This window comes from Variovorax sp. YR266, from assembly GCF_900107295.1.
In the GTDB taxonomy this organism is placed as follows: Bacteria; Pseudomonadota; Gammaproteobacteria; order Burkholderiales; family Burkholderiaceae_C; genus Variovorax.
On sequence record NZ_FNPM01000001.1, the window covers coordinates 113,159 to 130,620 of the forward strand.

The 17,462-nt window shown below is 65.9% G+C and carries 20 protein-coding genes and 4 tRNA genes; 6 read left to right on the forward strand and 18 right to left on the reverse strand.

The genetic code is table 11. The annotated features are described in order from the left end of the window. The first annotated feature begins 66 nt into the window (after positions 1 to 66). Positions 67 to 142, forward strand: a tRNA-Ala gene (locus BLW48_RS00540). Between the two features lie 52 nt (positions 143 to 194). On the opposite strand, the gene BLW48_RS00545 is transcribed toward BLW48_RS00540, so the two are convergent. Next, positions 195 to 902: an SDR family NAD(P)-dependent oxidoreductase gene (locus tag BLW48_RS00545; protein ID WP_093075441.1), complete on the reverse strand. Its 708-nt coding sequence runs from the start codon at positions 900 to 902 to the stop codon at positions 195 to 197. Positions 903 to 1,044: 142 nt separating this feature from the next. Between BLW48_RS00545 and BLW48_RS00550 the strand changes: the two genes are divergently transcribed. Next, positions 1,045 to 1,120: transfer RNA gene (locus BLW48_RS00550), tRNA-Lys, on the forward strand. A 55-nt stretch (positions 1,121 to 1,175) separates the two neighbouring features. Here the strand turns inward: BLW48_RS00550 and BLW48_RS00555 are convergent. Then, complete coding sequence (locus tag BLW48_RS00555) at positions 1,176 to 1,967, reverse strand: AraC family transcriptional regulator (RefSeq protein ID WP_093172019.1); 792 nt, start codon at positions 1,965 to 1,967, stop codon at positions 1,176 to 1,178. A gap of 129 nt (positions 1,968 to 2,096) precedes the next feature. Between BLW48_RS00555 and BLW48_RS00560 the strand changes: the two genes are divergently transcribed. Continuing rightward, the gene (locus BLW48_RS00560) at positions 2,097 to 2,723 is read left to right on the forward strand and encodes an MSMEG_1061 family FMN-dependent PPOX-type flavoprotein (RefSeq protein WP_256330702.1); all 627 of its coding nucleotides are present in this window, start codon (positions 2,097 to 2,099) and stop codon (positions 2,721 to 2,723) included. 13 nt (positions 2,724 to 2,736) lie between these two features. After that, positions 2,737 to 3,555 (forward strand): SDR family NAD(P)-dependent oxidoreductase, encoded by an 819-nt coding sequence (locus BLW48_RS00565; RefSeq protein WP_093172022.1) that lies wholly within the window; start codon positions 2,737 to 2,739, stop codon positions 3,553 to 3,555. 27 nt (positions 3,556 to 3,582) lie between these two features. Here BLW48_RS00565 and BLW48_RS00570 read toward each other — a convergent pair whose 3' ends face one another. Next, entirely contained in the window at positions 3,583 to 3,993 is a 411-nt protein-coding gene (locus BLW48_RS00570; RefSeq protein WP_093172024.1) for a hypothetical protein, read from the reverse strand. 274 nt (positions 3,994 to 4,267) lie between these two features. Between BLW48_RS00570 and BLW48_RS35300 the strand changes: the two genes are divergently transcribed. Continuing rightward, positions 4,268 to 4,438, forward strand: coding sequence for a hypothetical protein (locus BLW48_RS35300; protein WP_176928697.1), 171 nt, complete (start codon positions 4,268 to 4,270; stop codon positions 4,436 to 4,438). Positions 4,439 to 4,526: 88 nt separating this feature from the next. On the opposite strand, the gene BLW48_RS00575 is transcribed toward BLW48_RS35300, so the two are convergent. From BLW48_RS00575 to BLW48_RS00590, 4 genes are all read right to left on the reverse strand, one after another. Further along, a complete protein-coding gene (locus tag BLW48_RS00575; RefSeq protein ID WP_093172026.1) occupies positions 4,527 to 5,090 on the reverse strand; it encodes an HNH endonuclease in 564 nt (187 codons plus the stop codon). 51 nt (positions 5,091 to 5,141) lie between these two features. Beyond that, positions 5,142 to 5,215 (reverse strand) — tRNA-His (locus BLW48_RS00580). A gap of 25 nt (positions 5,216 to 5,240) precedes the next feature. Continuing rightward, positions 5,241 to 5,447 carry a short-chain dehydrogenase gene (locus BLW48_RS00585; RefSeq protein WP_093172028.1) on the reverse strand — a complete coding sequence of 69 codons (207 nt, stop codon included), beginning with the start codon at positions 5,445 to 5,447 and terminating at the stop codon, positions 5,241 to 5,243. Between the two features lie 41 nt (positions 5,448 to 5,488). After that, positions 5,489 to 5,565: transfer RNA gene (locus tag BLW48_RS00590), tRNA-Arg, on the reverse strand. A 723-nt stretch (positions 5,566 to 6,288) separates the two neighbouring features. On the opposite strand from BLW48_RS00590, the gene BLW48_RS00595 reads away from it, so the two are divergent. Next, positions 6,289 to 6,681, forward strand: a complete 393-nt coding sequence (locus tag BLW48_RS00595) for a hypothetical protein (protein WP_093172029.1) — start codon at positions 6,289 to 6,291, stop codon at positions 6,679 to 6,681. A 7-nt stretch (positions 6,682 to 6,688) separates the two neighbouring features. Here BLW48_RS00595 and BLW48_RS00600 read toward each other — a convergent pair whose 3' ends face one another. The 11 genes from BLW48_RS00600 to BLW48_RS00650 are packed head-to-tail and all read right to left on the reverse strand — an operon-like array spanning position 6,689 to position 17,451. Continuing rightward, the gene (locus BLW48_RS00600; protein WP_093172031.1) at positions 6,689 to 7,150 is read right to left on the reverse strand and encodes an acyl-CoA thioesterase; all 462 of its coding nucleotides are present in this window, start codon (positions 7,148 to 7,150) and stop codon (positions 6,689 to 6,691) included. Positions 7,151 to 7,152: 2 nt separating this feature from the next. Further along, the gene (locus BLW48_RS00605; RefSeq protein WP_093172033.1) at positions 7,153 to 7,686 is read right to left on the reverse strand and encodes a MarR family winged helix-turn-helix transcriptional regulator; all 534 of its coding nucleotides are present in this window, start codon (positions 7,684 to 7,686) and stop codon (positions 7,153 to 7,155) included. Next, positions 7,683 to 8,459 (reverse strand): SDR family NAD(P)-dependent oxidoreductase, encoded by a 777-nt coding sequence (locus tag BLW48_RS00610; protein ID WP_093075460.1) that lies wholly within the window; start codon positions 8,457 to 8,459, stop codon positions 7,683 to 7,685. Before BLW48_RS00610 ends, BLW48_RS00605 begins: the two co-directional genes overlap by 4 nt. Positions 8,460 to 8,512: 53 nt before the next feature. After that, entirely contained in the window at positions 8,513 to 9,262 is a 750-nt protein-coding gene (locus BLW48_RS00615) for an SDR family NAD(P)-dependent oxidoreductase (RefSeq protein WP_093172035.1), read from the reverse strand. 10 nt (positions 9,263 to 9,272) lie between these two features. After that, on the reverse strand, positions 9,273 to 10,862 hold the full coding sequence (locus tag BLW48_RS00620; RefSeq protein ID WP_093172037.1) for an ATP-dependent acyl-CoA ligase: 1,590 nt from the start codon (positions 10,860 to 10,862) through the stop codon (positions 9,273 to 9,275). Further along, positions 10,852 to 11,583 carry an ABC transporter ATP-binding protein gene (locus BLW48_RS00625; protein WP_007831224.1) on the reverse strand — a complete coding sequence of 244 codons (732 nt, stop codon included), beginning with the start codon at positions 11,581 to 11,583 and terminating at the stop codon, positions 10,852 to 10,854. Before BLW48_RS00625 ends, BLW48_RS00620 begins: the two co-directional genes overlap by 11 nt. Next, entirely contained in the window at positions 11,580 to 13,370 is a 1,791-nt protein-coding gene (locus BLW48_RS00630; RefSeq protein ID WP_093172039.1) for a branched-chain amino acid ABC transporter ATP-binding protein/permease, read from the reverse strand. The genes BLW48_RS00625 and BLW48_RS00630 overlap by 4 nt, the downstream gene beginning before the upstream one ends. Next, complete coding sequence (locus BLW48_RS00635; RefSeq protein ID WP_093049773.1) at positions 13,367 to 14,422, reverse strand: branched-chain amino acid ABC transporter permease; 1,056 nt, start codon at positions 14,420 to 14,422, stop codon at positions 13,367 to 13,369. Before BLW48_RS00635 ends, BLW48_RS00630 begins: the two co-directional genes overlap by 4 nt. 34 nt (positions 14,423 to 14,456) lie before the next feature. Continuing rightward, positions 14,457 to 15,620: an ABC transporter substrate-binding protein gene (locus tag BLW48_RS00640; RefSeq protein WP_093049770.1), complete on the reverse strand. Its 1,164-nt coding sequence runs from the start codon at positions 15,618 to 15,620 to the stop codon at positions 14,457 to 14,459. A gap of 44 nt (positions 15,621 to 15,664) precedes the next feature. Beyond that, the gene (locus tag BLW48_RS00645; protein WP_093172041.1) at positions 15,665 to 16,129 is read right to left on the reverse strand and encodes an aromatic-ring-hydroxylating dioxygenase subunit beta; all 465 of its coding nucleotides are present in this window, start codon (positions 16,127 to 16,129) and stop codon (positions 15,665 to 15,667) included. After that, on the reverse strand, positions 16,126 to 17,451 hold the full coding sequence (locus BLW48_RS00650) for an aromatic ring-hydroxylating dioxygenase subunit alpha (protein ID WP_093172043.1): 1,326 nt from the start codon (positions 17,449 to 17,451) through the stop codon (positions 16,126 to 16,128). Before BLW48_RS00650 ends, BLW48_RS00645 begins: the two co-directional genes overlap by 4 nt. Positions 17,452 to 17,462 lie beyond the last annotated feature (11 nt).

The window sequence follows — 17,462 nt, forward strand, 5'->3', positions numbered from 1 at the left end:
AGGCGCGCATCTTGGCACGGCAGAGTGCGCCAAAACAGGAGTTCCGGTTAAAATTCGCCCTGCGTTGGGGGGGTAGCTCAGCTGGGAGAGCGCCGCGTTCGCAATGCGGAGGTCGTGAGTTCGATCCTCATCCTCTCCACCAACCAATACAGAAAAGGCCCTGGCATCCGCCAGGGCCTTTTCTTTTTTCCGGCTCAGGTATCCAACGTCAGATGCTGGCCGTGCAGCGCTGCTGCGCCCGGCGATGCAAGGAAGCCGATCGTCTGCGCGGCGACTGAGGTCGACACCCAGTCAGCCGGATTCGCATCGGGCATCGCCTGCCGGTTGGCCGGCGTGTCGAGCACGCTCGGCGCCACGCTGTTGATGTTGACGCCATGCGGTGCCGCCTCTGCGGCCATGGCTTCCACCAGCCGCTGCAGCGCACTCTTCGAAGCGATGTACGCGGCCATGGCCGGAACGCCGCGCGCTGCGACCTTCGCCGTCACGGCGATGACGCTGCCTGCGCGTCGCTCGATCATCGAGGGCAGCACGGCCTGCGTCACCGCCACGAACGACCATGCGTTGAGATTCATCATCCGGTCCCAGCTCGCGCGCGTGAGCGCATGCGTCGCCTCACCCATCTCGAAGCCGCCTGCGATGTGGACCAGCGTATCGATGCGACCGAAAGACTTGAGCGCCTGCTCCGCGAGGGCTGCCATCTCGGACGCGGAAGTCACGTCGCCCGCCAGCAAGAGGTGCTGCGAGTTGTCGAGGCCCGGGAAGACCTCCGCAAGACGACCTGCATGGTGGTCGACCAGCGCAAGGCGCGCGCCCTGGTCGATGAAGTGCTGAGCCACGGCACGGCCCAGTGCGCCTGCGGCGCCGGTGATCAAGACATGGGGCGTGGTGTTGGCGTCGCTCATCGAAGTTCTCCTGGTTGAGAGGGCCGTGCCCCCGTCGGTGGTGGCGAATCCTAACGCCGCGACCTACAATTTTTTTGGACGAGCAGAAATTCTGGGATATACTCGTGGTCTTGCCAGAAAACACCAAACGTTTTCAACGCAAGGGCTCTTAGCTCAGTTGGTAGAGCAGCGGACTCTTAATCCGTAGGTCGAGTGTTCGAGTCACTCAGGGCCCACCAACCAACATCGCGTCATCGCTGGAACGCCCGCTACTCACAAGGTAGCGGGCGTTTTTCATTGTGGCTGCTGCCGCATGTACTGAGTGGGAGTGGCACCAAACGTGCGCTTGAACAAGGCAATGAACCCACTGATGTTGCTGTAGCCGAGCTCGGGGGCAACGGTCGTGACGGAGCGTCCCTCAGCCAGGAGCTCCAACCCACGCAGCAAGCGCGCACGCTGCCGCCATGTTCCAAGGCTGTATCCGGTCTCCAAGGGAAAGCGACGGTTCAGCGTGCGAGGCGAAATATTCGCCAACCCGGCCCAGGCGTCCAACGAACGATCGTCAGCGGGCTGCGCCAGGAGCTCTTGCGCGATCTTCATCAGCGATGGGCTTGTCGGCATCGGCAGGCTGAGCTCTTCGATCGGCAAGGACCTGATCTCGTTGACCACGACGAGTTCGAGCAAACCTCGCATCGCTCCAGCAGGCTCACTGTTGAGATTTTCAAGCCGCCGCACTGTCTCGCGCAACAGGGCCGAGATACGAAGCGTCGCCGGTCGTTCAGGCAGCCCCTCACCCGCACCGCTCTGGACGTAGATGCTCCACGTGTCGACCTGTCCGTGCGCGCTCGCCCAGTGCAGTTGCCCGGGCGGTATCCACACCGCGTGCACGTTCGGCACGAGCCATTTGCCGAACTCCGTGCCAAGCGTCAGCAGGCCTCGCCAAACACCAAGGAGCTGCCCTCGTCCGTGGCTGTGAGGCTCCACCAGCGAACTCCCTTCGACGCATTGGGAAACAACGATCGCCAACGGCCCCGCGGCGCCATCTTTCAGGTCCGCAAGGTCGGGCTGCTGGGTTGTCGAGGACATGGCGCAAATGAGCTATTGAATGGCCTGAACAGCATAGCAACGCCAGGTCCAAAAACCTAGCATCGATCCAACACTTCAGAGCAGATGACCGCCATGCAAGCCCAAGACATCCTTCCCGACAGTGCCGACATGGAAGACAGAGCAAGAGAACGCAACGTCGTTGCACTCGGCGAGCTGTACGCCGAGCCATCCCCGATGATCCAGAAGGCGGTGTCTCGCAGACTGACCGAGTACCACCGCCCCTACCTTGAAGCCGCGACGTTCTTCTGCCTTGCGACGGGGCGCGAGAGCTCGGGCCTCGACGCTTCTCCGCGCGGCGGTCCGCCTGGCTTCGTGCACATGCTCGATGCCCAGACGCTCACGTTCGCGGATTGGCCCGGCAACAACCGCATCGAGTCACTGAAAAATCTGCAGGACGACGACAGGGTTGCAATGCTCTTTCTCTTTCCCGGGCTGGATGTGTTCATGCGCATCAATGGCCATGGGCACATCTCCACATCGCCGGATCTGCTTGGCAGGCTTGTCGAGCGAGGCAAGCATCCCAAAGCCGCCGTCGTGGTCACGGTCGAGGAAGCCTTGTTCCACTGCGGCAAGGCCGTCAATCGCGCGCGGCTGTGGGATCCGGCCGCACTCCTGGATCGCAACTCCCTGCCAACGGTCGGGACGGTGCTGGTCGCACTTGCAGAGCTGCACGACGTCTCTGCGTCGGTCCTTGATGCGAAGTACCAGGACGCGGTCAAACACGATTTGTACTAACACGGAGCAATACATGACATCCAAGGTTTGGTTCATCACAGGCTCGTCTCGAGGACTCGGACGCGCATGGGCACAGGCGGCGCTGGAACGCGGCGACAAGGTCGTGGCAACAACCCGCTCCATGGAGGCACTACAGCCGCTGGTGGCGAAGTACGGCGACGCCATCCTCCCGGTGACTCTCGACGTCACGGATCGCGACGCAGTATTCGCAGCGATGGACGCGGCGATTGCCCGTTTCGGCCGACTTGACGTCATCGCCAGCAATGCCGGCTACGCGTTGTTCGGCACCATCGAGGAAAGCAGCGAACCGCAGGCGCGTGCGCAGTTCGAGACCAACCTCTTCGGAACTCTCTGGGTCATTCAGGCAGCGCTTCCCCACCTGAGGGCGCAAGGCGGAGGGCACCTCCTGGTGACCTCGAGCGTGGCGGGAGTCATCACCTTTCCCACTGCCGGGGTCTACAACGCAACCAAATGGGCCGTCGAGGGACTCGTGGAAACGCTCGCATCGGAAGTCGGGGCCTTCGGCATCAAGGTGACGCTCGTCGAGCCCGGCGGCTACGACACGGACTGGCGAGGAGCCTCGGCCATCAGCGCGGAGCCGATGCAGGTCTACGAGGGGCTGCGCCAGAAGATCAAGGCCCTCAGCGCCACCCGAGCGCTGGGCAATCCGGTTGCCACGACTGCGGCGATCCTCGCTGTAGTCGACGCAGAGGAACCGCCGCTGCGACTCTTTCTCGGAAAGGCCTGCTTGCCTGCCGCGAAGCAGGCCTATTCGCAACGCATGTCGACCTGGGAAGCCTGGGCTGCCGTGTCCGAGGGAGCACAAGGCTGACCTGCGGACCGCCGGTGAACCGGACTATCAGGAAGCGGCTCCCTGCCGCGCGATCCAGTCGTCGACACAGCGCTCGAGCAGATCGCGCCGCTCACCCACCTCGGCCATCAGATACTGGCGCGCGTGTGTCTGCGCCAGTTCGCTCGACAGGAACCATTGCTCGCGCTCCGGGCTTCCTTGTGCCGGCGGCGCGCCCCATGCCGAACTGCCGAGAAAAGCCTCGGTGACGGGCATTCGCCCATCGGTCTTGCCGATGTCCGACAAGGCGTCTCGCGCGCCGCCGAGGACGATGCGCACCTGCACGACCTCATCGTCCGCCTCGATGGAGGCCGCGAGGCCGCCCGCTTGATGCACGTGCCAGAGTTGCGCTGCAGAAGCATTGCGAACCCAGCTCTCCAGCGCGCGCGTCAAACTTTCAAGAATGATTTCTTTGTTCATACGGGAATATTTCACGGTTTTGCCTATCACTTGCAACCTGCTTCAGCCCCGACCTGCAAAAGACACCCATTGGGCATGGCATCTTGTACCTGCTGTCACGCATCACAACAACAAGAGACACAGGGATATCAACTTCGAAGCCAAAAAGCTCGTTCGGCCCGCTCATGCGGGTATTTTTTTGTCCGGCCGCAGCCAGGGCCGGTGACGATGTTCGGAGGCCACAGAATGTGACCTGCCTCGGACCACGCTTCGGGCGTGAGCTATATTTCCTCCCATGGAAAAGGCGTCCGACATAGGCAAACCCACCGTCCCCATCGACCTGATCGGGCCAGATCACTGGCCGCGCTCGAAGCGCGGTTCCGGTCGTGCCACCAAGGTGATCCTCGCGGTCGTGGGTGGCTTGGCGGCCGCAGGCCTGATCGCCTACCGCTTCTTCGGGCGCTGACCACCGATCCCCCGCACAAACAAAAGCCCGCTGTCCGGAAGACAGCGGGCTTTTTTCATGGGCATGGGTCAAGGTCACAGCCCTGCCCTTACTGAAGCCGCGAGCCCTTGGGCAGCCGCTTGGCCAGCCACTCGTGCACGTCCGCACGAATGTTGCGGCCTTCAAGCAGAAAGTTCTCATAGCGGCTCGGCACATAAGGCAGATAGACCAGCGGCATGCCTGCTTCTTCCGGCGTGCGCGCGGCCTTGCGGTTGTTGCAGACTGCGCATGCGCTCACGAGGTTGGTCCAGGTCCATGGGCCTCCGCGCGATTCGGGCAGCACGTGCTCGCATTGCAGGTCGCGCTCGTGGAACACGCCCGCGCAGTAGGCGCAGGTGTGACGGTCGCGGCGCAGCAGCTTGCTCTTGGTGACGCTCGGAATCACGTCGAAGAGGTTGATCTTCGACGCACCGCGCAGCGCGATGATCGGCGCCACTTCGACGCGCGACTGCACACCGCGCGCCACGTTGAAGCCGCCACGCAGCGTGGCCAGCGGCAGGTCGCCGTCTTCCCATGCGACCGAGCCGGTCGCGTAGTGCAACACCGCCTGCTCCAGCGAAATCCAGGCTTGCGGCGTGCCCTGAATATCGAGTTGCAGGACGTGAGGGTGCATGACTCGCCTCCTTTTGCGGCGATGGTTGTGAGGTTGAATGAAATGAAACCATGGGGTGCACGAACGGAATCGAACCGTCGTCAGCGGGACCACAACCCGCGGCTCTGCCGTTGAGCTACGTACACCATAAGAAAAAGACGAGCAGCCGACTCACCACTCGCCGACCGCGCGCACGCGCTGGTCGAGATCGAGGCCTTCGAGTGGCGCCTCTCGGCCCGGCGACGTCGGCGCGCGTTCGTTCGCGCGACGTGCATCGGTCACGATGCCGAAGCGTTGGGCCAGGGCCAGCACCATGCGCTTGCGCGGTTGTGCCGGGCGCACGGTGATCATCCGGATCGGGGTGTTGCGCTTGCGCATGGTGGCTCCTTGGTTGTGTGACAGCTGAACAAAGAAAGAAATGGCCCCACGTGCACGACTCGAACGTGCAACCCCTTGCTTCGTAGGCAAGTGCTCTGATCCATTGAGCTAACGCGGGTCAAAAAACAAAAAGTGTCCGGTTACGAGTTCCGGCGCCGCCCAATCTTTGCGGCCGGTTTCCGCGGGAGGGCCATCTGCAATGGCCCGGTCCCGCTCGGGTTCGGTGTTGTTCAAAAAAGCGGTGGCCCGCTTTCCATTTCGGTTGTGTCCTCACGCGACGGACAGCGCGCTGGGCGCTGCCCCGTACGACGTCGCTGCACAGGAGTGATCAATTCCTGCACATCCCGCCAGACCGTCTACGCGGTGGGCTCTGGCGGTGTGGTGAAGGCACACCCGAAATGGCAAACAAGAAGCCAAAAACAAAAAGGCCCGGAACCTTGCGGTGTCCGGGCCTCTGCATGAGAGAGCTTGGAAGGTGTGCGCCTATGCGCAACCTCCACCCGGTAGCACCTGATCCTCGACTTTTCCAACGCGCAGGCTGGCTGCAGCTTTTGTGGAATACACGTGGCTCTGGTGCTGATTCAGTCGGAACGACGGCATACCATCGAAACCACCACACGCCCAGACGCGCACGAGCGATCGACCCGAGGCGGGTCGAATGCTGGTGAGGTTCAATGCGGTGTTCACGATGGTTCCTGAGTCAAAAATTGCCGCTGTCGGCTGTAAAGGGTTGGGAAAAAGGTACGGCTTTGGGCCGCGATTGAGGGCAACTGTAAATAGTGTTTACGACTGCGTCAACAACCGGGACAATCTTTTTTTGTCTTGTTGTTGTTTTTGAACAGTGCCCAATATCACCGTCGCGCGCCGCCGCAATGCTCTCGCGCTGCACCGCCGCTTTCTCGAAGAGGCCGTTGCCGCGGGCCTGCCTGCCAAGGGGCTGGACCAGGCGTTTGCGAAGAAGATCGAAATCTCCCCCAGCATGTGGAGCCAGATCAAGAGTTCCCGGCCCATCGGCGACAACCTGGCACGGCAGATCGAACGGCACTGCAACGTGGAGCTGGGCTGGCTCGACAAGGAAGATCGCCCCTCCGAGGTGCCCGATGCAGCAGAAGAACGCTTCATTGCCGCCGCGCGCGAGGCATGGCGCACGGCCAATGCCAAGGGCAAGAAAGAGCTCAGCGGCTGGCTGAAGAAGCGCGCACAGGACACTGCCGGCAACGAGCCCGCGCCCTGAACAAGGATCAGCCCAGTTCGGGCGCGTTGCGCAGGATAGCCACGCGCATGTCGTCCGGAATGGCGACGGCGCGATGCGTTTCAAGCGAAGTCGTCACGATCACCTGTGTCATCTGCATGCGCACTTCGCCCGTCTCGGCGCTGAAGCAGCGCACAGCCAACGTCATCGAACGCGAGCCCAGCCGCTGCACCGTGAGCCCGAGGAGCACCTGGTCGCCCATGCGGCTCACGGCGCGGAAATCGATATCGAGCTTCACGGTCGGCAGGCCGATGCGGCGCTGCGCCACCAGGCCGTGGTAGCTGAGCCCCAAGCCTTCATTGACCCAATCCTCGATCAGCCCGTTGAGCATCACGAAGTACTGCGGATAGAAAACGATGCCCGCCGGGTCGCAATCCGAAAACCGGATCAGCCGCGGCCTGCGGAACTCATTGCTCGCGGCCGCCAGATCGACGTGCGTGTCGTCGCTCATCCTCAGCTCTCCTCGCCCGAAGGCTCGCCGCGCATCACATGCACGCGCAGCAGGCCCAGCTGCGTGTGCATCTGCTTGACCGTCTTCATGTCGAGCCCCGAGAACATCTCGAGGATCCACTGCTCGTGCTCGCTCGCCATGGTCTCGAAGGTGCGGCGCCCCGTGGGCGTGAGGCTCACGATCCACGCGCGGCGGTCGTCGGGGCTGGGCGCGCGCGCCACCATGCCTTCGCGTTCGAGCTCATCCGTCAGGCCCGTGACGTTGCCGCCGGTCACCATCAGGTAGCGCGATAGCACGCGCATCTTGAGCCCATCCTCGTAGCGGTAGAGCTGCGCCATGTAGTCGAAGCGCGCCAGCGAGATGCCGAAGCGCTCGCGCAGCCGGCGCCGGATCTCGGCCTCGATCTGCGTGGTGCTGGCCAGCATGCGCAGCCACAGCTTGAGCATCGCGTGGTCCTCGTGGCCCGCGCGGGCTTCGTGGCCCAGTTCTTCCGCATCGCTCAGCGCGGCGTGCGAGGCATCGTTGTTGCGTGTCATGTCACTTCTCCCCCCGAAACCGAGATGGACTGCCCGGTGACCGACGCTGCACCGGGCCCGCACAGCCAGCGCACGGCATCGGCCACCTCGGACGGTTGCACGATCCGCTTCTGCGGATTGACGCTGGAAAACTCCGCCAGCGCGTCGGCCTCGCTGCGCCCGGTCTTGCCGACCACATTGGCGACGCTGTTGCGCAGGATGTCGGTGTCGGTGTAGCCCGGACACACGGCATTCACCGTGATGCCCTTGCGCGCCACCTCGAGCGCCAGCGAGCGCGTGAGCCCGATCACGCCATGCTTGGCCGCGGTATAGGCCGCCACATAGGCGTAGCCCTTCTGCCCCGCCGTGCTGGCGATGTTGACGATGCGGCCCCAGCCGGTGTCGAGCATGTCGGGCAGTGCCGCCTGCGCGCACAGAAAGCTGCCGGTGAGGTTGACCGACAGCATCCGCTGCCAGAGCTCGAACGACGTCTTGAGGAAGGGCGCACTTTCGGCCGCGCCGGCGTTGTTGACGAGCACGGCGACCGGGCCTCGCGCAGCGCGGGCCTCGGCGAACGCCGCCTGCACAGCCTCGGGGCTCGCCACGTCGGCGGCCACGACGCCATGCCCGCTGCCCGCGAGCGAATCGGCCACGCGCTGCAGCGCCTCACGGTCACGGCCCAGCAGCGTCAGGACGGCGCCCTCGGCTGCCAGGGTGCGGGCGATCTCGGCGCCGATGCCGCGTGCCGCGCCCGTGACGAGTGCGTGGCGGCCAGTGAGTGAATTTGATTGCATACCTGAATGTTTTAGTTCTGAATCATTTTAACGGAGTGCGCCGGCTCGGGTTGTCAGCGCATGAAACGGCCGCCGTTGAGGTCCAGCGTGGTGCCCGTCATGAAGGCTGCTGCCGGCGAAGCCAGATAGACCACCGCCGCGGCCACCTCCTCTGGCAATCCGAAGCGGCCGAGGGGAATGCCCGCCCGCAGCGCCCACTGCTTCGCTGGCTCCACGGCGTCAAGCGCGGGGCTGCGGATCGCCGCAGGGGCCAGCGCATTCACCGTCACGCCGTGCGGCGCCAGTTCCTGCGCGAACGACCGCGTCAGCGCCAGCAGTCCGGCCTTGCTCGCTGCGTAGTGCGCGCCGGTCACCGTGCTGGCCTGCTGCCCCGCCATCGAAGTCAGGTTGACGATGCGCCCCGCGCCGCGCTCACGCATGTGCCGCCCGGCAATGCGACAGCCGAAGAAGCTGCCACGCAGGTTGACGGCGAGCACGTCGTCCCACTCTTCAGGTGTGATGTCCCAGAGCGATGTGGTCGGCGTGCGCGCCGCGTTGTTGACCATGACGTCGACAGCGCCGAAATGTGCAACCGCCTTGTGGAAGCAAGCGGAGAACGCCGCCTCGTAGCGCACATCGAGTTGCAAGGCGAGCCCGCCGACCTCCGCCGCAACGGCTTCGGCATTCGCAAGCTCGATGTCGGCCAGGGCCACGCGCGCCCCGGCTTCCGCCAGCCCTCGCGCGATGGCCGCTCCCAGCCCCTGCCCCGCACCCGTCACGAACGCCACACGGCCGGAAAGCGGGAGCAGCACTGCGCTCGTCATGCGATTCGCCTCAGGCCCTGGCGGGCCGTCCGTCCCAGGTCTGCGGCCCGACACCGCGCTCACGCAGCTTGAACTTCTGCACCTTGCCGTTCTCGGTGCGCGGCAGGTCGGCCAGCAGGTCGATGTATCGCGGCACGGCGAAGTACGGCAGGCGCCCTTCGCAAAAGCGCGCGAGTTCGGCGAGATCGATCGACACGCCCTCGCGCGCCACCAGCGCAGCCATCACCTCGTCTTCGGCCAGTTCGGAGCGCACCGGGTACACCGCGCACGAGGCCACGCCCGGGTGGCTCAGCAGCACCTGCTCGACCTCGAACGAGGAGATGTTCTCGCCACGCCGGCGGATCGCGTCCTTGATGCGGTCGACAAAGCGGAATGCGCCGTCGGCATCGCGCACCACGCGGTCACCGGTGTGAAACCAGAGATTGCGCCAGGCCTCGACCGTCTTCTCCGGCATGTTGAAGTAGCCGCTCGCGAAGGCGTACGGCTCGTCCGCACGCAGCAGCAGTTCGCCCGCTTCGCCGGGCGGCAGCGCCACGTCGTCTTCATCGGCCACGCGCGCCTGGAAGCCCGGGCGCAGCCAGCCCATGACACCGCCGCGCGGCGAATCGGGCGCGGTGGCGATGGCGAAATTGGTTTCCGTCGAACCGTAGCCTTCGAGCAGCGACACGCCTGTGCGCGCCTTGAACGCAGCGCCTGCGGCAGACGGCACGCCGGGCCCCAGCCCGATGCGCACGCGGTGGTCGCGCTCCCCAGGGCCTTCCGGCTGCGCGAGCAGGATCGGCACCATCGCGCCCAGCAGATACACCACCGTCGCCCCGCTCGAGCGCATCGTCGGCCAGAAGCCCGAGGCCGAGAAGCGCAACTCGAACACAACTTGTGCGCCCGTCAGCGCGGCCTGTGCGAAGGTGTTGAGCGCGTTGATGTGAAAGAGCGGCAGCGTGGTGCACAACACATCGTCGGCGCCGACGCCGAGCACTTCAGCGCTGTTCAGGCCCCACCAGAAATACTGCGCATGCGGGCAGATCACGCCTTTGGCCGGCCCCGTAGTGCCGGAGGTGTAGAGGATCGCGAGCGGGTCGCCGGGCTGCACCGCAGCCGGATCAACGGGCTCCCCGCCCTGGGGATACGCCACGACGCGCACACCTTCAGGCGCTCGCCACGCATTGGATGCAGCTTCCCCAACCACCCAGACCTCTCGCAACGCTGTGCACGACAAGTCCGCCGTGGCCAGCCGCTCCAGAAAGCCCGCCTCGATCACCAGCAGCTTCGCCTCGCTGTTCGCCAGGAAGTATTCGATCTGCGGCCCCATCGACGCCGTGTTGACCGGCACCATCGATGCCCCCAGCCAGCCTGCACCGAGAAAGCTTTCGAGAAACTCGACACGGTTTCCGCACATCACCGCAATGCGGTCGCCACGTACCACGCCAGCCGCCGCCAATGCCCCAGCACGCACAGCCGCAGCCCGCGCCGCATCGCCATGCGTCCACTCGCTCCCCGCGATCCGCAGCAACGCACGCGAACCGAACAGCCCGGCCTGCCGCCGCAGCATCGCCGGCAGCGTGCGCAGGGCGGGCGGTACGGCGCGCGGGTCACTCGTCATCGTGCGTGCCTCCGCCGAGGTAGGTGGCCTGCACCCGCGGGTCGCTCGCCAGCTCGGCCGAAGCACCCGACAGCGCAATCTCGCCCGTCTCCAGCACATAGCCCTCGTCCGAGCTTTCGAGCGCGGCGCGCGCGTTCTGCTCCACCAGCAGGATCGACACGCCGTCTTCCCGCAGCTTGCGCACGATGGTCAGAATGTCGCGCACGATCAGCGGCGCCAGTCCGAGGCTGGGCTCGTCGAGCATCAGCAAGCGCGGCGCCGACATCAGCGCGCGCCCCACCGCCAGCATCTGCCGTTCGCCACCCGACAGCGTGTCCGCGCGCTGCGAGCGCCGTTCGGCCAGCCGCGGAAAGCGGTCGTACACCGACTGCAGCCGCTTCTTCATTGCATCGCCACGCAGCCGCTTGGCGTACGCGCCGAGCTGCAGGTTGTCGAGCACCGTGAGCTCGCCGAACAGCTCGCGCTTCTCGGGCACGAGGCACAGGCCGCGCTCCACGCGCGCTTCCACGTCCAACCCCTGCAGGTCTTCGCCTTCGAAGCGCAGCGTGCCCTTGCAGGGCAGCAGGCCCATGGCCGCGGCCAGCAGCGTGGTCTTGCCCGCGCCGTTCGGCCCGATCACCGAAATGATCTGGCCCGGCTGCAAGTCGAGCGACACTCCGCGCACCGCCTCGACCTGCCCGTACGACACATGCAGATCGCCGATCTCCAGCATCGCGGTCATACAACGCTCCCCAGGTAAGCCGCCTGCACACGCTCGTCCGCGCGCACCGCCGACGGCACGCCCTCCACGAGCTTGGAGCCGAAGTTCATCACCACCAGCCGGTCCACCAGTTTCATCACGAAGTCCATGTCGTGTTCGACGATGAGGATGGTCACGCCCTCCTCGCGCAGCTTGCGCAGCAAATCGCCGAGTGCCATCTTTTCCTTGCGGCGCAAGCCGGCAGCCGGCTCGTCGAGCACCAGCAGCACGGGGTCGGCGGCCAGAGCGCGCGCAATTTCCAGGATGCGCTGCGTGCCCAGCGGCAGGCTGCCCGCCAGTTCGTGCGCGCGGTCGCCCAGGCCGATGCGGTCGAGCTGGCGCTGCGCCTCCTGCAGGATCTGACTTTCTTCCGTGCGGTCGAGCCGCAGGCCCGCCTTCAGGATGCCCGAGCGCGTGCGCGAGTGCGCACCCAGCGCCACGTTGTCCAGCAGGCTCATGTGCGGGCGCAGCTTCACGTGCTGGAAGGTGCGCGCCAACCCCAGCCGCGCCACCTCACGCTGCGGCATGCCCGCGATGTCGTGGTCCAGGAAGCGCACCTGGCCCGCGCTCATCGGCAGCGTGCAGGTCAGCAGGTTGAACATGGTCGACTTGCCTGCGCCGTTGGGCCCGATCAGCCCGACGATCTCGCCGGCCTTTACATCGAAGCTCACGTCGTTCACCGCAACCAGCCCGCCGAAACGCTTGACCGCACCATTCACTGACAACACCTGCGAGCCGCGTTCGGGCAGCGTGCGATGCGGCAACGGTTCCACCGGCGGCGCCTCGTGGCGCGACGGCCCTTGCGAACCGCCACGACGGCGCGTCCAGCGGCGCAGCAGGCCCATCACGCCGCCGCGCGCAAAGTGCAGCAGCAGGATGAACAGCGCGGCGAAGGCCACGGCCTCCAGCTGGCCGGCGCGTTGCGTGAGCATCGGCAGCACGTCCTGCAGGCCGTTCTTCAGCACCAGCACCAGCGCGGCGCCCACCAGCGCACCACCCAGCTGGCCGAGACCGCCGGCCACCGCCATCAGCAGATACTCGATGCTGGCGCGCACGTCGAAGGGCGACGGGCTCACGAAACGGTTCATATGCGCATAGAGCCAGCCCGCCAGCCCCGCGAACAGCGCGGCTGTGACGAACAGCGACAGCCGCACGCGGTACGCATCAGCCCCCACGCTCGCCAGCAGCGTCGCACCGCCGCGCAGCCCGCGAATCGCGCGACCCGGCCGAGACTGCAGGAGGTTGTAGCTGAACAGGCAGGCCAGGCCGACCACCACCCAGATCAGGTAGTACATCGCGCGCGGGTCGGCCAGCGACCAGCCCGCGACCTGCAGCGCCGGAATGTTCGACAGCCCCGTGTGCCGACCGAGCGCATCGACGTTGCCGAACAGCATCGCGATCGACAGCCCCCAAGCGATGGTGCTCAGCGGCAGAAAGTGCCCGCCGAGCCGCAGCGTGAGCATGCCGATGGCAAGCGCCGACAGCCCCGTGAGCAGCAGCGCGAACAGCAGCCCGATCCAGGGCGACATGCCCTGCGTGGTCGTGAGCCACGCCGTCGCATAAGCCGCGATGCCCACGAAGGCCGCCTGCCCGAACGATGTGGCGCCGCCCACGCCCGTGAGCAGCACAAGGCCCAGCGCCACCAGCGCGCCGATGCCGATGTCGTTGAGCAGCGAAACGGTGAAGCTGCCCGCCAGCACCGGCACCAGTGCCAGCACGACGACGAGCCCGGCGATCCACGCCCGGCGCTTGTTGCGGTTGGCATTCATTGGTCCACCTCGTCTTCTTCCTCTTCGGCGTGCGTGGCCATGAAAGACCGCAGCATGAGCACCGGAATCAGCAGGCTGAACACGATCACGTCCTTCAGCGCGCCGCTCCAGAACGAGGCAAAGCTCTCCACCACGCCAACCGCGAGCGCGCCAATGGCCGTCATCGGGTAGCTCACGAGCCCGCCGATGATCGCGGCCACGAAAGCCTTCAGGCCGATGATGAAGCCCGAGTCGTAATACATCGTCGTCACCGGCGCGATCAGCACGCCGATCAGCCCCGCCAGCAGCGAGGCGCAGCCGTACGCCAGCAGCGCCGTGCGCACCGGGCGAATGCCCACCAGCCGCGCGCCCACCCGGTTCACAGCCGTGGCGCGCAGCGCCTTGCCTGCCACCGTGCGCTCGAACACCAGGAAGAACAGCCCGCTCAACACGATGGCCGCTCCCACCATCAACACCACCTGCCCGCTGACCGTGAAGCCATCACCCAGCGTGAACACGGCGCTGGTCAGCGGCGTGGTGCGCGAACCCTCGGGCCCGAAGAACAGCAAGCCCAGCCCCGACAGCAAAAAATGCAGCGCCAGCGACACGATCAGCAGCACCAGCACCGATGCATCCGCAATCGGCTGGAACACCACCCGCGCCAGCAGCGGCGCGATGGGCACCACCAGCAGCACCGCCACCGCGATGTGCACCGCCACCGGCACGCCCGGCCGCGCCGCCAGCCATGCGAGCACGCACGGAATGGCGGGCAGCACGCCCCACATCAGCACCGCCTTCGGAATGCGCGCGGCCTCGCCGCGACGCAGCAGGCTGCCGATCTCGGTGGCCAGGGCCAGTGCGGCCAGCACCGCGACCATGCCGATGGTCGGCGGCACGCGGTCGGTTTCGAAGGCCGCGAGCGACAGGGCCGCAAAGGCCGCGATGTCGCCGAACGGAACGAACACCACCCGCGTGACGGAAAAGATCAACACCAGCCCGAGCCCGGCCAGCAGATAGACGGCCCCGTTGGCCAAGCCGTCGGTGAGGAGAATCAGCGCCACGTCCCATGTCATCGCACAACCCTCCGGAAAAACAAAGGCGAGAGGTTCAAGGTGCGAGCTTCCATTGGCCGTTGTCGAGCTTGACGATCACGCGGGCGCGTTCGTCCACGCCGTAGAGACTGCCGGGCTTGAAGGTGTAGACGCCGTGCGTGCCCACCACTTCCTTCGTGCTGAAGATGGCATCGCGCAGCGCCACGCGAAACTCGGGCGTGCCCGGTTCCGCCTTCTTCATGGCGCGCGAGGCGGCATCGACGAACACCAGCCAGCCGTCGAACGAGTAGGCCGAGAAGGCGTCGCTGGTCGGTGCGTTGTTGACCTTCTGGAACACGGCGCGAAAGTCGGTCGCGATCTTCTTGGTCGGGTAGCTGTCCGGCAGTTGCTCGGCCACGATCACCGGGCCGGTGGGCATCAGCGCGTTCTGGCCGGCCGCGCCGACCACGCGCACGAAGTCGGGGTTGATCAAGCCGTGCTGGCCGTACACACCTCCCTTGAAGCCACGCTCCTGCAGCGCGAGAAACGGCAGCGCCCCCGGCGTGCCGGCGCCGCCGGTCATCACCGCATCGGGCCGCAGCGCCACGATCTTCAGCACCTGCCCCGTCACCGAGGCGTCGGCACGCGCATAGCGCTCGTTGCTCACCACCTTGATGCCTGCGCCGGGCGCGGCCTTCATCAGCGCGTCGTAGACCAGGTCGCCCCAGGCGTCGGAGAAGCCGATGTAGCCCACGGTCTTCACGTTGTTGCGCTTCATGCGCTCGACGACCGCATCGATCATCAGCTGCGTCGGCTGCGCCACCGTCATCACCCAAGGGTTCTCGTTGGGGTCGAGCAGGATGGGCGTGAGGCCGATCATTGGCGTCTTCGCCTCCTTGCCCACCTGCGCCATCGCGATGGCGGCCGGCACGCCCGATGTGCCCATGAGCACGTCGACCTTCTCCTCCTCGATCAGCTTGCGCGCGTTGCGTCCGGCCGTGGTGGGGTCGGAGCCGTCGTCGAGCACGACGAGCTGGATCTTGCGGCCGTTCACCTCGCCCTTGTAGGCCAGCGCGGCCTGCATGCCCTTGGCATAGGGCACGCCCAGCGAGGAGTTGGGCCCCGACAGCGACACGCTGAGGCCGACCTTGAGGTCGGCCGCGAACGCGCTCGCTATGCCACAGGCGGTCAGCGCCGCGGCGAGGGTGCCGCGCGTCAGGATCTGCATCAGGCTCTTCATGTCGTAGCTCCGGTGAGGATTGTTGGAATGGACAGGTGGGTAACTCAGATGAACAACTGGATGGCCGGCAACGCGCGCGGGGCGTTGAGCAGGTCGATGCGCTTCTCGCGGATCAGCCAGCCGGTGGAGGTGCGAACAAGGTGATGGCGGGCGGTGCCGCTCAGCAGGATCTGGTCTTCGCCGCGCGCCTCGACGTAGAGGAACGGCGTGCGCAGCCATGCCTCGTCGCCCTCCTCGCGCTCGATGCGAGAAGGCTGCAGCACATGCTGGCTATGGCTCGCAGGATGCTGCGAATGCGCGCGCGGGTTCTTGAGGCGGTCGACGCGCAACTGCAGCAGCAGCCGGTCTTCATAGGCCAGCGAGTTGTGCGAGAACGGGTCGGCCTGCGCCGCACCGAGCAGCGGCACCCAGTAGTGGCCGTCTTCGGCGAACAGGGCCAGCCAGTCATCGAGCCGTCGCTCGTCGAGCAGCGCCGCCTCGTGGGCGACGAAATCGCGCGGGTCTGTCATGCCGCAGCCTCCATGCCCGCCGCCATGGACTTCGCCCAGGCGCGGAACTGGTTGCGCATCAGCAGTTCGTTGGTGCCGTTGGTGGTGACCGTGGTTTGCTGCGTCTCAGCCGGGTCGTAGTTGCGGTGCAGGCTCACCCACTCGTTGCCGGCGGCGCGCAGGCCCTGCTGGATGCTCTCGAACAGGTGCACGTCGTCGTGCGCGACCACCGACATCGGCGAGAACACGAGGCGGTTGTAGCTCATGGCGCGCTCGAACAGCAGCGCGGGCGCACCCGCCGCACGGAAGCTCCAGGCCTCGATCAGCGTGCGGTTGGCCGCCAGCGGGCGAATCACGCGAATGGCCTGCGGCGAGCCCTTGACCGACAGGCTCGGATAGAAGACCGAGTTCTGCGGCGAGCGCTGCAATATCTCGGTGGCCCGCGCCTCGCCGTGCGCGGCGCGCATCGCGGCTTCGTACTCGGGCAGCTGCGCGTAGTTGGAGTGGATGCTGAAGTTCACCCCCAGCACGCTGTGCCCGTTGGCGAACACGCGCCCGCCCATCTTGTCGAAGAACTCGTAGCCCGAGCCGAATGGCAGTATCTGCTCCATTGCCATCGGCTTGGGGTCCGTGGGCGCATGGCCCTCCCACAACGCCTCGGCCGCCTTGGTAGCCGACTCGTGCGTCGACATCGGGTGCACCGTGTCGTTGATGTTCTCCAGGTACATCTTCCAGTTGCAGTGGACGATGTTGCGCAGCACACCTCCGCCCACTGTCAGCTTGCCTTCGGGCGAGCGGCCGACCATGTTGTCGATGGCGCCCAGCACCTCGCCGAAGTAGTCCTCGAACGAAGGCCCGGTGTCAGACAACCGCACGAACACGAAGTCGCGGTACACCTTCACGTGCTTCACCACCGACAGCCCCTGCCCCGATTCGCAGGCCTTGAGCTGCGTGCCCTCGTAGCCGTTCTTCAGCGGCAGCCCGAGCGGCGCGCCGTCGAGCTTGTAGGTCCACGCGTGGTATGGGCAGCGGAAGAACCGGCCGGTGTTGCCGCATTCGTCCGTCACCAGTTGCGTACCCTTGTGGGCGCAGCGGTTGTAGAGCACGTGCACATCGCCATCGGGCTGGCGCACCATCAGCAGCGGCCGCCCCGCGATGTCCTGCGTGACGAAGTCGCCGGCCTCGGGCACCTGGCTCGCGTGGCCGAGGAAGACCCAGGTGTTGGCGAACAGGTTCTCCTGTTCGAGCACGAAAAGCTCCTCGCTGAGGTACAGGTCGCGGTGCACCCGGTCGTCCTGCACCAGCGCCGCGACGAGATCGGGGCGGTTGCGATAGATGGTCATGGCGATGTGCT